Origin of the sequence: Cyanobium sp. ATX 6F1 (assembly GCF_024346315.1) — a bacterium.
In the GTDB taxonomy this organism is placed as follows: Bacteria; Cyanobacteriota; Cyanobacteriia; order PCC-6307; family Cyanobiaceae; genus ATX-6F1.
Genome location: NZ_JAGQCS010000008.1, coordinates 41,188 through 55,046, shown reverse-complemented (window position 1 = coordinate 55,046; position 13,859 = coordinate 41,188). Strand labels below are relative to the sequence as shown.

Annotated in this window: 17 protein-coding genes; 2 read left to right on the top strand and 15 right to left on the bottom strand. The window is 57.4% G+C overall.

The window, feature by feature from the left end:
• The first annotated feature begins 112 nt into the window (after positions 1 to 112).
• Together KBZ13_RS12225 and KBZ13_RS12220 are read left to right on the top strand one after the other, a co-directional pair.
• Complete coding sequence (locus KBZ13_RS12225; protein ID WP_255009502.1) at positions 113 to 670, top strand: septal ring lytic transglycosylase RlpA family protein; 558 nt, start codon at positions 113 to 115, stop codon at positions 668 to 670.
• Between the two features lie 68 nt (positions 671 to 738).
• Positions 739 to 2,322, top strand: coding sequence for a bifunctional pantoate--beta-alanine ligase/(d)CMP kinase (locus KBZ13_RS12220; RefSeq protein ID WP_409995653.1), 1,584 nt, complete (start codon positions 739 to 741; stop codon positions 2,320 to 2,322).
• 234 nt (positions 2,323 to 2,556) lie between these two features.
• Here the strand turns inward: KBZ13_RS12220 and KBZ13_RS12215 are convergent, their stop codons facing one another.
• From KBZ13_RS12215 to KBZ13_RS12145, 15 genes are all read right to left on the bottom strand, one after another.
• Positions 2,557 to 3,048 carry a low molecular weight protein-tyrosine-phosphatase gene (locus KBZ13_RS12215; protein WP_255009500.1) on the bottom strand — a complete coding sequence of 164 codons (492 nt, stop codon included), beginning with the start codon at positions 3,046 to 3,048 and terminating at the stop codon, positions 2,557 to 2,559.
• Between the two features lie 20 nt (positions 3,049 to 3,068).
• Positions 3,069 to 3,722 carry a HEAT repeat domain-containing protein gene (locus KBZ13_RS12210; RefSeq protein WP_255009499.1) on the bottom strand — a complete coding sequence of 218 codons (654 nt, stop codon included), beginning with the start codon at positions 3,720 to 3,722 and terminating at the stop codon, positions 3,069 to 3,071.
• Between the two features lie 23 nt (positions 3,723 to 3,745).
• Positions 3,746 to 4,498: a HEAT repeat domain-containing protein gene (locus KBZ13_RS12205; protein WP_315859631.1), complete on the bottom strand. Its 753-nt coding sequence runs from the start codon at positions 4,496 to 4,498 to the stop codon at positions 3,746 to 3,748.
• 146 nt (positions 4,499 to 4,644) lie between these two features.
• Positions 4,645 to 5,133, bottom strand: a complete 489-nt coding sequence (cpcA, locus tag KBZ13_RS12200) for a phycocyanin subunit alpha (RefSeq protein ID WP_255009496.1) — start codon at positions 5,131 to 5,133, stop codon at positions 4,645 to 4,647.
• 45 nt (positions 5,134 to 5,178) lie between these two features.
• The gene (locus KBZ13_RS12195; RefSeq protein ID WP_255009494.1) at positions 5,179 to 5,697 is read right to left on the bottom strand and encodes a phycocyanin subunit beta; all 519 of its coding nucleotides are present in this window, start codon (positions 5,695 to 5,697) and stop codon (positions 5,179 to 5,181) included.
• A gap of 175 nt (positions 5,698 to 5,872) precedes the next feature.
• Positions 5,873 to 6,166 (bottom strand): CpeR family transcriptional regulator, encoded by a 294-nt coding sequence (locus KBZ13_RS12190; RefSeq protein WP_255009493.1) that lies wholly within the window; start codon positions 6,164 to 6,166, stop codon positions 5,873 to 5,875.
• A gap of 20 nt (positions 6,167 to 6,186) precedes the next feature.
• On the bottom strand, positions 6,187 to 6,810 hold the full coding sequence (locus KBZ13_RS12185; RefSeq protein WP_255009491.1) for a chromophore lyase CpcT/CpeT: 624 nt from the start codon (positions 6,808 to 6,810) through the stop codon (positions 6,187 to 6,189).
• A gap of 22 nt (positions 6,811 to 6,832) precedes the next feature.
• The gene (locus KBZ13_RS12180; protein WP_255009490.1) at positions 6,833 to 7,369 is read right to left on the bottom strand and encodes a phycobiliprotein lyase; all 537 of its coding nucleotides are present in this window, start codon (positions 7,367 to 7,369) and stop codon (positions 6,833 to 6,835) included.
• A gap of 130 nt (positions 7,370 to 7,499) precedes the next feature.
• The gene (locus KBZ13_RS12175; protein WP_255009488.1) at positions 7,500 to 8,201 is read right to left on the bottom strand and encodes a phycobilisome rod-core linker polypeptide; all 702 of its coding nucleotides are present in this window, start codon (positions 8,199 to 8,201) and stop codon (positions 7,500 to 7,502) included.
• 131 nt (positions 8,202 to 8,332) lie between these two features.
• Positions 8,333 to 9,811: a phycobilisome rod-core linker polypeptide gene (locus KBZ13_RS12170; protein WP_255009486.1), complete on the bottom strand. Its 1,479-nt coding sequence runs from the start codon at positions 9,809 to 9,811 to the stop codon at positions 8,333 to 8,335.
• Between the two features lie 33 nt (positions 9,812 to 9,844).
• Entirely contained in the window at positions 9,845 to 10,714 is an 870-nt protein-coding gene (locus KBZ13_RS12165; RefSeq protein ID WP_255009485.1) for a phycobilisome linker polypeptide, read from the bottom strand.
• A 203-nt stretch (positions 10,715 to 10,917) separates the two neighbouring features.
• Positions 10,918 to 11,412: a bleomycin hydrolase gene (locus KBZ13_RS12160; RefSeq protein ID WP_255009471.1), complete on the bottom strand. Its 495-nt coding sequence runs from the start codon at positions 11,410 to 11,412 to the stop codon at positions 10,918 to 10,920.
• Between the two features lie 54 nt (positions 11,413 to 11,466).
• Positions 11,467 to 12,027, bottom strand: a complete 561-nt coding sequence (gene cpeB, locus KBZ13_RS12155; RefSeq protein WP_255009469.1) for a class 1 C-phycoerythrin subunit beta — start codon at positions 12,025 to 12,027, stop codon at positions 11,467 to 11,469.
• A gap of 269 nt (positions 12,028 to 12,296) precedes the next feature.
• A complete protein-coding gene (locus KBZ13_RS12150) occupies positions 12,297 to 12,560 on the bottom strand; it encodes a hypothetical protein (RefSeq protein WP_255009483.1) in 264 nt (87 codons plus the stop codon).
• A complete protein-coding gene (locus KBZ13_RS12145; protein WP_255009481.1) occupies positions 12,538 to 13,851 on the bottom strand; it encodes a HEAT repeat domain-containing protein in 1,314 nt (437 codons plus the stop codon). The genes KBZ13_RS12150 and KBZ13_RS12145 overlap by 23 nt, the downstream gene beginning before the upstream one ends.
• Between the last annotated feature and the right edge of the window lie 8 nt (positions 13,852 to 13,859).

The following is a 13,859-nucleotide window of genomic DNA, read 5'->3' as shown; positions in this document are numbered from 1 at the left end:
CTCAGCCGACTGGTTCGCTCCACAAACTCTCCTATTCGTGAGGGAGCAACCACAGTCAACAGCCCACTGAATTTCCAGTAACTGCTGTTTTACCCGGCGAGTTCCGATTGTTATGCGTCGTACCACCTCCCTCGGGGCCCTGGCCCTCCTGCTCTCCGGCAGCAGCGTTCTGATCCCCGCCATGGCCCAATCGGGCCGCACGATCAGCGGCGAGGCCATCGCCTCCGCCCAGTACAGCGAAGAGTTGGCCGCTCCTGCCGCCACCACCAAGCTGGCGATCCGTGAGGTCCAGGAACCTGCTCCCGCCGCAGAACCGCTGCTCCGTCCGATCACCCCGCCCCTGCCGATCGCTCCGGCGCCGGTGGCCCCCCGGGTTGTGGCTACGAGCAGTGGTCAGGCCAGCTGGTATGGCCCTGGGTTCTTCGGCCGTCGCACGGCCAATGGTGAACGGTTCCGTCCCGGCACCCTCACCGCAGCCCACCGCACACTGCCCTTCGGCACCAAGGTGCGTGTCACCAACCTCTGGAACGGTCGCACCACTGTGGTGCGGATCAACGACCGCGGCCCGTTCCACGGCAACCGTGTAATCGACCTGGCCCATGGTGCTGCCAGTCAGCTCGGCGTTGTCGCCAGTGGCGTCGCCCAGGTGAAGCTCGAAGTGCTGCGCTGAACCTCCGCCTTGACGGATCCCCAGGCCCATCCGCCACATTGGCGGGTGGGCCTTTCCGTTGAGGGCGCTTGCAACTGCTCCAGACCCGCGTCGAACTGCTGCACTGGTGCGCTACGCCGGCCCAGAGAACGGTGCCGCTGCACTTCGTCCCCACCATGGGGGGCCTGCACCGGGGGCACAGCAGCCTGGTGGAGGCGGCCCGTCGACCCGTTGCTGGCCTGGAGCCCAGGGTGCTGGTGAGCGTGTTCGTCAACCCGCTGCAGTTCGCACCAGGTGAGGATTTCAGCCGCTACCCCAGGCCCCTTGAGGCGGACGAACGCTTGGCCAGGGAGGCCGGCGCCGATGCCCTGTTCAGGCCCAGCGTCGAGGAACTGTTCCCGGGGGGGGAGGGCCAACTCACACGGCTCAGTCCCCCCCGGGAGCTGCAGGAGGTGCTCTGCGGTCGCCATCGGCCCGGCCACTTCGATGGGGTGGCCACGGTGGTGACACGCCTGTTGGGCCTGGTACGCCCCGAGCGCCTGATGCTGGGCGAGAAGGATTGGCAGCAGTTGGTGATTCTCAGGCGCCTGGTGGCCGACCTGGGCCTGCCCTTGCGCGTGCAGGGTTGCGCCACCGTGCGGGAGAGCGATGGTCTGGCCTGCAGCTCCCGCAACCGCTACCTCAGCGCTGCGGAGCGCCTGCAGGTGCAGGCCTTGCCCCAGGCCCTGGAGGCCGCCCGGGGAGCGCTGCGGGCGGCCGGTGACATGGTCAATGGCGTGGGCAGTGGCGTTTCAGGCGAGGCGCTGGTGGCGGTGGTGCGGGAGGCCCTGGGGCGGGCCCAGCTGGAGGTGGAGTACGTGGAGTTGGTGCAACCCCATAGCCTGGCACCGTTGCCCCGATTGGATCGCCTTGGCCTGCTGGCCGTGGCCGTGCGCTGTGGCGGCTGCCGCCTGATCGATCACACCGTTCTGATGACCCGCCTGCCCCTCGTTGCCATCGATGGACCCGCCGGAGCGGGCAAGAGCACGGTCACCCGCGCCTTCGCCGCTCGCATGGGCCTGGTCTACCTCGACACGGGGGCCATGTACCGGGCGCTCACCTGGTGGGTGCAGCAGCAGGGGGTGGATCCCAGCGATGGGGCCGCGATCGAGCCGCTGCTGCAGGGCCTCGACCTGCAACTGAGCACGGCGGCGGGCGGCGAGCAGCGGGTGTGCATCAACGGCCATGACGTGAGCGAGGCCATCCGCAGCCCCGACGTCACCGCTCAGGTGTCCATGGTGGCGGCCCACGCCTGCGTGCGGGCGGCCCTCACCCGCCAGCAGCAGGCCATGGGCGAACGGGGGGGGCTGGTGGCCGAAGGCCGCGACATCGGCACCGCCGTGTTCCCCCACGCCGATCTGAAGGTGTTCCTGACGGCCACGGTGGAGGAGCGGGCCCGGCGGCGGGCCCTCGATCTTGAGCAGCGGGGCTTCCCGGTTCCTCCCCTTGCCGAGCTGGAGGAGCAGATCGCAAGCCGCGACCACGCCGATGCCAGCCGGGAGGTGGCCCCCCTGCGACAGGCCCCTGATGCCCAGGAACTGGTCACCGATGGGATGACGATTGAGTTGGTGATCCAGACCCTGGTGGACCTGTTCCGCGAACGGGTCCCGGAGGAAGCTTGGCCAGGATCTTGACGGTTTGTTTCGAAGCCGCCCTGGGATACTCCCCCACACCGGTAGTGTTTGAAGCAAGTTGAATTCAGAAGGCGCTTCTCGGAATGTCATCAAGCACAACGACAGCGAACTCTTCATCGGCAGCTTTGAACTATTCAAGCGCTTCCGATTCCACAATTCGACGTCCATCCAAGCGTCCTCTAAGCAGCGGCGATCATGCCTTTGGCATGATGATCCATTCCATGGTGAGCATGGTTAAGAATGGCTCCTCTCGTTGAGGCGAGCAAGTAAGCCGGCGCAAGCATCTTCCAGCAGATCGAGCACATCTTCAAACCCATTATCGTCGCCGTAGTAGGGATCAGGGATCATTGTTGCTGAAAACTTGCAGCAATGATTGGTGATCGGCTCTATTAAGGCAATTTTGTCTTGGTCAATCCCACTTTGTGCGGCCATTCTGCATACTTGCTTGAAGTTTTCCTGATCCATCGTAAGGATCCGATCGAAATTCATGAGATCGTCCTCTGTGATTTGGCGTGCCTTGCTGAGTAAGTTGACCCCGCGTTTCGCCGCTGCTGCCCGCATTCTCTTGTCGGCATCATTTCCGACGTGCCATGCTCCCGTCCCTGCAGAATCGACAAGATAGTTAGACTTGAATTCGGTTAAATCCAACAGATGAAGAAAAATCCCCTCGGCAGCGGGCGATCGACAAATGTTGCCTAAACAGACGAAAAGGATACGCTGTGTCATGTTCAATTGAGTCTGAGTTTTCACTTGGTCAAGTTGCGATCTGGCCGCTTGGCGTTCAGCCGTCTTAGAGCCAAGTCTGCCCGCATTCTTACCACCATCACAGGCTCCTTCTCTTCATTGACAAGGCCGCCGAGGCTTTCGATCACCCTAGAGACGTCTCCAGGAGGTGACTGAAGGGCCGGAGTGAGTTTTTCCAGACCTACCACTACGGCGTAGCGAACAATCCACTCCCCATCGCTCAGGCCCATCTCCAGGGAGGTGAAACAGCGATGGATCACCTCCTCTTGCTGCTCCTGCCCAAGGCCCTGCAGCTGAAGCCTTCCGAGGCCACAGGCGGCAGCTCGTCGCACGCTTGGCACCATGTCTTCTGCCAGAGCCTGCTCCAAAACAGCAAGACCTCGGACGTCGCCGATACCAGCCAGGGCTCTGACCGCCCAGGCTCTGGCTCCGTAGTTGTGTTGATCCAGATTGGCGAGCAGTGGGGCCACGGCTGGCCCACCGATCGAGACCAGCCCCTCCACGGCTGCCACGGCTGCTCCTGGGTTGTTGTAAGTGAGAATCTCCATCAGACAATCCAGGCTGCCAGGGTCTGCCATGGCGCTGAGGGCTTCGGTGGCGTCCAGAAGCGCCTCGCCAGTGCAGGCCAGTTGGACAGCAGCAATCAGATTTGCCAATTCATCTGGGGATGCGGATGTCTTCACAGCAACTCATCCATCGCCGCAAGGACAGCTTCAGTGCTGCATGGGTCCGCTGCAGCCTCTGCAAGCCCTCGAAGAGCAATCAGTTTGAGGCTATTTTCGGCCAGAGTCTGGGAGATGGGCAACAGTGCCGGTAACCATCCACAGGCGCCCAAGTCCAGAAGAGCCGATCGTCGTACCTGCAACTGTGGGTGCCGAAGCATCGCGACGAGCCTCTCTCCCCAGCAGGGCTGACCGGTGAGTTGAAGGAGCGCCCGTGCGGCGGCATTGCTCACCACCGGACGTTCGTGGTCGAGAAAGGGAGTGATGACCTCCAGCACCTCGGGACTTGCCACCCCCAGCTCTCCCAGGGTCTCAATGATGGCTTCGCATGGTTCAACCAGACGAGCCGTGCCACTCTGAGAACGTCCGGGTCCAGTTAGCCCTCCTTTTAGGCGGCGAGCCAGTGGCTCAACAGCCTCCTTGGCACCTAAGTTTCCAAGACTCCGGGACGCCGCTTCGCGCAGCCCTGGATCTTCATCCTCGAGCGCAGAGAGCAGATCGGGAATCGCCTGGCGCGCTGCCGGCCCAAGTTTTCCAAGGGCTCGTGCGGCATTTCTAGCCACTGCAGTTGCATCTAGATCCTGCCCTGGATGAACAACGTGGCGGTCTCGAAGGGCTTCCAGCAACAACGTGATGGTTCTTGGATTGTCGCTGCGATGCCTTCCCAGCCACCAAGCGGCGTAGTAACGGGAGGATGCATCGTCAACCAACCCGAGCCTGCGCAAGGCCTCGGCTTCGCTGATGGGAGTTCCTATTGGCTCCGCATCTGTTTGCCTCACCATCTAACCAGAGCCCAATAGTTCCATGAAAATGGGGGCATTAAGCCCCCATGAGAGACACCGATGTCTATGTCTTGTCAGACGAGGGCGTTGATCGCATAGTCGAGGTAGTTATTGGCTTCGGTTGCAGCTTCGCCACTCAGACCATGGTTGGATTTGATGTAGCGAAGAGCTTCTACATACCAGGAGGGAGAGAGCTCAAAAGTACGGTTGATCTCGTCAAGCCCTGCAATCAGGTAGTCGTCCATTGGACCTGTACCACCTGCAACCAAACAGTAGGTCACCATACGAAGATAGTAGCCAACGTCTCGAGCACACTTCGCTTTGCCCTCTGTAGTTGAAGCGTAGTTCGGTCCCTGCTGCTGTGTAGTGTAAGGGAACTTGGTGTAAACCGCCTGGGCGGCCCCGTTGACCAAGGCGTCGGCCTTGGCGGTCAGTTGCTTGGCGGCTTCAAGGCCTGCCTTGGCACGACTAAAGCGACCGAAGGCGGCTTGAATCTCCGTGTTGCTCAGCAAACGAGCCTGGGAGTCAGCGGTGGAGACGGCTTCTGTGAGTGGGGATTTCATGGAAAGCGAGAAAGAAAGAAAGGGTTGTTCAGCTGAATGGGAGCCTTAGGCGACAGAAGATGCGGCTCTGTCAAAGTAGGTGCCGATTTCAGAAGAAAGTGCGGTGCAATCACCCTGGGTGATACCGGCACGATCGTTCACAATGCCAAGAGCAGCTTCTTTCATCTTGCGGACACCTTCCGCAACCGAGGCGCCAGGGGTGCCTAAAGCCAGGTAGGTCTCGCGCAGTCCATTCAGGCAACGATCCTCCAAAACGCTGGAGTCTCCGTTGAAAATGGAATAGGTCACGTAACGCAGGATGATCTCCATGTCGCGGAGGCAAGCAGCCATGCGACGGCTGGTGTAAGCATTGCCGCCGGGTGAGATCAGGCCGGGTTGCTCAGCAAAAAGGGCGCGAGCGGCGTTGGCGACGATCGAGGATGAATTGCTTGTGATGCGATTGACTGCATCCAGCCGCTTGTTGCTGTCTGAAACCATCGCAGCTAAGGCATCGAGTTCGCCAGCAGAGATGAAGCTGCCACGCGCATCAGCTTGGGCAATAACCTTTGTGAAAGCGTCAAACATGGGGTTGGCACCTATTCTTTGAGGGAGTGTCGTGAAAGACCCTGACAAACTCCAGAACGTCGAAACGCTAGGGGAAAGGGCTTCGCTGGCTTGCCGATGCCAAGCACTGGGGGCCAAGCGATCTGTCTATTATTTAATGCGCACGGTCCAGAGGGGGGGAGGTGTTAACAAAAGGTCACCCACGCTCGTCAAAACGACTGTAAAACCCTCCTTTTTCTGCCCAGTATTGTAGTAGCTCACCCCAGTGCTGATTCAGCATTGAGGCCTTGCCTTGAAGCACGCGGATAGTGCGATTTCCTGAGGAAAGACTCTTGTCGGTGTTCACGCTGATGAGGTGTCCATCAAGGCTCTCAACGGCTTCCGCAAAGCGATCAATGGCGTTCTGCTCAAGTGACTCCATGAGCAGGAAGTTGCCCTTAAGAACAAGGTGGCGGCTCCGTATCCAGCTCCTGAGACGCTGCTTGGCCATTGGGGGCAGAATGGCTCCACTCATGGAAGTGGCTTGGCAGGATCAAAAGAATGTGTCAACTCGTGAGCAAAACTCTCAATGAGCTCAAACTCAAACTGTCGATCAGTGAGACCCCAGCGTTGTTCATGGCTCTTTGGGTCACAGCCGAAATCACGGCTACGCCATAGGCCTTCTTCAAGTAGAACTTCACTAACGAGATAGGTGAGCTGGCCGTCGCGGGGCACCATGCAGCGACAGCCTTCTTCAAGCTGGCCGCGGAAGCCACCTGTGTCTTTTGGGAAGAACTCCATAGCGCAGCCAGGCCTTGCAGTCAGCTTGCTCCGCTCCAAGGTCTTCAGAAGACTGGGTTCATGGCTCGCACCTGCTACAAATAGGGGATCAGGTGGACTGAAGTTATCGATTCTGAGCCGATCCGACAGTTGTGTTACATGGTGTACACCTTGCCGATACGGACGCCAGAGGTCAAAGGTGTAGGCCTGTTCTGAGTACAGCCAACAACCATCAAAGCCAGGAGCGTTGAATGGGCGAAAGGCTAGTTGAATATGAGATACCTCAGTGGAGTGGGTGGCAAACTGGCGATCATTGCGGAAGGAGCCCACCATGAGCTGAATACACTGACGGGCTTGGGTGTCGGTCAACTGCATCTCAATCATTGATTATGTCTACTCAGCTCCCATCCCGTTGGCGAATCTCTGAAGAAAAAGAAGCTTGGACGATACCTTGGCCGCCCTTAGTTCGCATCAACGATACTCGCAGTCTCACATCCTTTGTGGCAAACCAGATGCGCTCTTCTGCGCTTGAACCTTGGTAAGGAGTAATCAGCGTAAACGCCCCATCGTCGTCAAGTCTATAGTGACCTACGGCAGGAATTTCTTCTGTATAACCTATGCTTCGGAGCAGCCTTCCGCTTCTTGTGCCATCCGGGACTGGGACGAGCAGGCATTCACCAGCGCTGACTTCTGATTCATCCCAATCGGAACTCCCGCGCCAAGACATGCGAAAAGGGCTGGTAATTGCTTGGCTGTCCACCTCATTAGAGTTCAGTAGCTGGATTAACTCAGCGGAATCATGGGGCTCAGCAATGATTTCAATCGTGGATTCGACCTCCTCGACATGCCGAAAGGCCAGGTTGTGACCACTGCGCTTGGAATGCCATGTTCCAAGGGATCTCTCGACGAAGTCTGAGATTGAGATATCGGCCAAGGTCTTCAAGTCTTTGAGTTTCGGTTTAGCCTGGGGATTCTTTGAGTAGGCCTAGATTAATGAATTTACAATATGCAAGAGAAAGCCACCATGACTAGCATGGTGGCAACACGATGGAATCTGCTCGAGTTTACTTGGCGACAGGCTTGATTGTGCGAATGCGAGCACCCTGGCGCTGGATCACATTGATTCGCTGGCTGAGTTGAGCATAGTCAACAGTGATGACTTGGGCAGCCCGTCGGTTGACAGCACTGTTGCGGGGCATGTCGATCACAATTTCGAAGCGTCCGTTTCGATTTCCGCCCGATCGAGTGGCTGTCGGAGGATTGGCCGATTCTGCAATGTTGGAGGCCAAGCTTCGAGCGTTTGGCTGGCTTTGAGCTAGGTCGCTGCTGGCAAAACCGCGGCATTGGTTAATCGTGCGCAGGAAGTCTCTTGTTTGGGAGAGCTGGGCCGAATCTGTGCGGGTGAAAGGGGTAATGTTGTCTCCGAAAACGGAGCTGTATTCGTCACTTTCAATGTAGGAAAGAATGTCGGCCTCATAGCCGGCAGCTGCGTAGATGGCTGTGTGTTCGGCAATTTCGGCCTGATTCCGAGGCGCGCGGCCAAGCAAATGCTTGAAGTTCAATTCGATGAAACGATACTGTGAGTTCGTGTCAAAGAATCGTTGCCTGTAGGCATCAGAGAGGGCGACAGCGGCGACAAATTGCCTGACGGAAATGTCACGATTCCGCAACTGAGATTCGGCTGTGGTCAGCCGATCGGACTCAGTTACGTGAGCATTCCCCAAGACTTGACGATAGACGGAGAGCATGACATCGTCCAGCTCCATTTCGCTTGAACTCGCCCAGAGTTCACTTGTGGGGTTGGATTGCATCCAGAGAGACATTGTTTTAGAGCAAGTGAGAAGGGGAATGGGAGCAACAAGTTGCTTTGCTGAGACTAAACTTGCATCAGTGGATCTCAGACGATCTCACTGATGCTGACAATACGGCCGCTTGTGCTGTGAATGAACTTCAGTTGACTCGTCATGCGGTCTCCAGCAACCTCATAGGTTGTTGCCGCCCTACGACGACGACTCCCGAAGGTTTGACTTGTGACCTCAATTCGGTAGCGCTTGCCGGGCGGCTGCATCGATCCACTGGATGCAGTCGAGCGCAGTGGAATGATCTGATTGGCTCCTCCAGTCACCTGATTGAGCAGACGAGAACTGGTGACTTGACGGTCCCCACCGCTGAAGCCATTGACGAGTGCAAGCGTACGGTTGAAATTGCTTTGGCTGCGGCCTTGCGCAGACTTTACGGCTTTAAGATAGGGAACGACGTTCTCTCCAAAGCTGTTGATGTATTCTTCGCTGTTGACGAAATGGTCAATCGTGGCTGTATACCCTTGGCGAATCACGATGTCAAGCGGAACTCTGAATTCTGCTTGATTTTCTGGAGCACGGCCAAGCAGTTGCTTGAATAGCAACTCGACAAAGCGATAGGGTGAAGCCTTGGCAAAGAATCGCTGTTGATAATGAGCTGTGAGACAGAGCTCACGGATGAAGGCCCTGACACTGAGTTTCCCGTCAATCAGTTGCGATTCAAGCGAAGTTGGGATGTCCCCTTCCATCAGGTGTGGATTGCCAAGCACCTGGCGGTAGACGGCGCGAATCACTTGCTTGACATCTTCGGCGCTGCTGCCAACCAAACATTCTAAGCGTTCTTGATCTTGCTGTGAGACTCCAAAGCCGGCGTAGAGTGAAGGGCTGAGGGGCGCTGTGTCGAGCCCTGAGGTGGAACGCATCGGCTTGTAAACAGCCGTTGGAGATGGATTGTATCGACCGAAACTCAAACCCGACATAGCCCTTGCCGCCGCGGCAAGGTAGGGAAGGGTCTGTGATCGTTTCGGTTGGGAGTTATCGCTGCTGCTGTTGGTGCCCTTAAGCAAGAGCATCTTGGTGTAATTGTTCTGAGCAAGACTGACTTGGCTTACCACTGAACGCAGATAAGGAACAGTATCTTCTCCAAAAGCGTTTAGATATTCTTCGCCGTTGGTATAACTTTTGATTTCCTCCTCAAGACCTTTGCCCTGAAGAAGCTCTACATGTTCTGTCACTTCCGCTTCGGACTGCGGAGCACGACCAAGAAAGTGCTTGAAATTAAGCTCTACAAAACGGTGGGGTGAGCATGTCTCGAAGAAGCGACGACGATACAGTTCTGAGCAACCAAGCTCAGTGACAAACTCGCGAATTGATCGTTCGCCGTTTGTTAGCCTGGATTCGGAAGTGAATAGCCGCTCACTCTCCATCACGCCGATGTTTCCAAAAACCTGTTTGTAGGCGGCACGAATTGCAACCTGGCAGGCCTCTGTTCCCGCTTGAGGCCAGAAACTTGTTGGAGCTATGTTCGGCTGCATCAGATTGGCAGACGCAGCCTGATACCGATTAATGGTGGGCATGGGATGATAATGAATAGGACTCAGGTGAATCGATCAATTGACAGGGGTCACGCTTGCTATTTTTCCGCCTTCAGCGTGGATGCGCTGAAACTGCTCTGAGAGTTTCTCGAACGGTACATAGAACACTCGATTGGATTGGCGATAGCGGGAAAACTTTTGAACATTGTTTGCTCGGTATCCGCTCACCTGAATCTTGTAGATTTTGCCTTCCTGGCCCGCTCCAACCCCTGCTCGGGTTTTGCCCACACCATTCTGGGGTGCAAGCCGGAAGCTGCTAGCTGTATTACCAGGGCTGATCACCGGGAAGCTCGTGTTCTGGTAAGCGGCACCACCAAGTTTGGGGGCAATTCCGGCTACGTCTCCCTTGAGATCGCTGCTGCTGGCGCCCCGAGTGAGCTGGAACATCCAGGTGAATTCGCGCATACTCTTTCCAGGACCGGTTTGCCAGCCGTGCAGGTAAGGAACTGTATCCTCGCCAAATCGATTTTGATATTCGGCGCTGTCGATATAGCTATCGATATCCGATTGATACCCGAAATGATCTAGAATTTCGCTATGGCCCCGCATTTCTTCGAAGTTGTCTGGAGCTCTCCCAAGTAAATGCTTGAAAGTGAGTTCAATATAGCGATACCGGCTGCATGTATCGAAAAAACGGCTTTGGTACGTTGCACTTTTGGATAGCAGTCGAACAAACTCGCGAACGCTGATGCGGCCAAGCTTGAACTGCGACTCGGCTACGATCTGGCGCTCTTCCTCCATCACATAGGCATTGCCAAGGACCTGACGGTAAATGGCTCGGATGATGACGTCCTTGTCAGCGTTGGCATCACCAGAGAAATGCTCTTGAGCGTTGATAGATGTGAAGCGCTCTACACCAAGGAAGGAGGCAGGTCCAAAAGTCATGCTGGGAGTGCTCGGGGAACTGGTGGCATACCCTGGGGCCGCGGGTGCCAAGGTTTAAGTCTTGAAAATCATACTAAAGGCTTCCTGCCCATTGCCTTTTAGTGCGTGATCTGTTACCTCAAGAGGCCTATAGAGGTTTGAGCGCTTTGAAAAAAGGCCCCGTGAGGGGCCTTTGGAGAAGTAGTTGATCAGCGCCTTGGGGTTCAGGAGAGTGACTCGATCACATAGGAGAGCAGAGCCTTGAATTCCTTGGCGGCTTCAGGGCTCATGTCGCGCGGTGCGCAAGCGCGCTCACGGGTGTAGGAGAAGGCCTCCACATAAGCTGCGGTGGGCAGATTGAGGGTGCGGTAGACCTCACGGGCGCCGGCAATGCCCCACTCATCAATCGGGCCGGTGCCGCCAACCACCAAGGAGTAGTTGATCAGACGCATGTAGTGAGCGATATCGCGGTAGCACTTGTCGGTTTTGATTTGGTTGCTAGCAGCTTCGCCCGACTGCTTGAGGTAGGGGTACTTCTTGAAGACAGCATCGCCAGCTTCCTGGACAACTTTGTCAAGCCCGGCAGCGAGCTTTTCAGCGGCTTCCAGACGAGCGGCAGAACGCTGGATTGAACCTTGGACCGCTTCCAGGTCGGACTGGGTGGGGAAACGACCGGCGGCGTCAGCAGCTGTGACGACGGTGGTGACAACAGATTTCATTGGAGACTTTGAAACGAATGGGTTGGAGAAGGATCAGTCAGAGACGGGAGGGAATCAGCCGAGTGCGCTGATGACGCGATCGAAGTAGCTGGCCGCTTCTGAAACCACAGCCGAGCAGTCGCCCTGGATGGTTTGCATCTTGTTGAAACGGGTTTCGTCTGGATTGGTGCCGCTGGTGTTGGTCTCGCTGATGTGAGCACAGGAGGAGGCCTTCATGATCGCCACGGCCCGACCAGTGGATTGCAGGGGCACACCCAGAGCGATGTAGGTTTCCTTGAGGCCGTTGAGGCAGCGGTCGTCGAGGACGGAGGCATCGCCGGCCAGCAGGGCGTAGGAGATGTAGCGAAGAACGATTTCACCATCACGCAGGCAGGAGGCCATGCGGCGGTTGGGGTAGCAGTTGCCACCAGCCTGGATCAGACCGGTGTTTTCGCAGATCATGCCTGACACGGCGTCGGAAACGATGCAGCTGGCGTTGCTGGCAATCGCGTTGACGGCATCAAGGCGCTTGTTGCCATTAGCCACGTATTGGCGCAGGGCGGCCAGTTCGGCACCACCGATGGTGGCTGTCTTGGCGTCAGCGCTGACAACAGCGCGGGAGAAGGCGTCGAGCATGGGTTCCTGAAGAGGGAGATCTCAGTCGCGACAAGACGAGCGGGTTTGGCCTTGGTGAGGAATACTTGCGATGCTCAGCTGTTTGGGTGCCGAATCCGACATGTCAACAGGCCAAGGCGTGGAGCAATCCCTGTGGCCAGCAAGGTTTCTAGCCTTGTTGGACCAGTGCGTCTTTATCGCTCACTGAACATAAATCTCAGAAGCTCCCCCTGGACCTGAGTGTGGGGACTCATAGGATTTCGTAACAAGCAGCCGTCCGCAGGCCGGGCTCAGGATGGAGGATGGGCAGGACAAGCCCATTGGAATGATTGATGACAGACCTCAGCGACCTCTCCGCAATGAGTTCCGACGGGCAGGTAGAGCTTGAGCTTGCCATCGAGGACCTGCAGGCGTACCGGCAGCGGCTTGTGCAGGACTTGATCAGCATGGGGCACAAGCTGAAGCTTCCCAAGGCCAAGGTTGACCGAGACCTGAACGAGCATCCGGAGATTCGGGGGGTTGACCAGTTGATCAGCCAGTTGACCCAACAGCATGGCGACAGCGCCTCGCCCGCAGGCCAACCAGCCGATCCTCATCGCTCAGGCACGCTTCCGGAGGGCTGAGGCCAAGGCTTTCCATCGCCATCAAACAGGCGTAGCGAAGCTCCCAGCTCCTGGCGTTGACGGCTTGGTCCAGAAGAGCAGTTCCGGCTTCAGGTCCTTGAAGTCGCGCCAGGGCCAGGGCGGCTGCCGGGCGTGATTTCAGGAACTGGGGTCGCAGGTTGTTCAGCCCATCCAGCACCAGAGGCAGCAGCATTGGGTCGCCCAGTCGACCAAACAAATGCATCAGGTGGTAGTGGGCGCCGTAGTCGTTCCAGCCCTCTTCCTCAAAGCTTGTCACCAGTGTCGGCAAGGCGCTGCTGCCGAACTGATCCGTCAAGGTGGCGATCGCCAGGTAGCTGCGTCCGAAGTCGGTACCGTAAAGCTCGCGCACCAGTGCTCCAAGTTCCTGGGGCTGGTCGTAGCGATGAACGAGCCGCAGGGTTTGGGGACGATCATCGATCTGATGGTCGATGACATTCAACAGGATGTCATCGGATGGGGCGACGCCGAAGGAGGCCGCGTCTGCATCCGCTGCCAGGTTGGCCAGGTGTCGGATCCCCCGAAGCCGAAACACAGGAGATACCGGCGCCTGTCCGATGGTCGGAATGGCTGGCAGCCAACCGGCGTCCATCAGGTCCTGGATCACCCCTCGCCGTACGTTCACATTGGGATGAAAGAGGAACGGCTCCAGATTTTCCAGGTTTGAGCTGTTACCTGAAATCAGTGCATGGGCGGTGATCGCGGCGGTGGCCAGCATGCCGTCGTCGGCATCCATGAATGCTGAGATGGGTGCCAGGGCTGCCTGGCATCGCTGGCGTGAGAGAACCTGCACGATCACCCTCCTGCTCTGGCTGGGGTCGGCCAAAAGGTTGATCAGGTTGGCCTGAATGCCAACATCATCTGCGCCCAGCTGACCTAGGGCCCAGCTGGCATTCTCAACTAAGTAGGGATCCTTGCTGGTTAAGCATTCCACAATGTCGGGGATTGCTTGTCGACAGCCCAATCGGGCCAGAGTTTCCACTGATTTACGTCGAGCAATCCTCTGGGCTTGAGCCGTGTCAGTGTCCCTGAGGCAGGCTATCAGTGCAGCTTCACTGTCCTCACCGGGGAAATTGATCAGGTGTGCCGCTGCCGTGTAGCGATCACTATCAAGGTCAAGTTCCTCAAGTGGTCTCAAAAGCATGGAGATGGCCTCATCCTTGCCCAGGCCGGGGTGGATGTTGTGGAAGCGGTTATCGGACATGGTCTGAA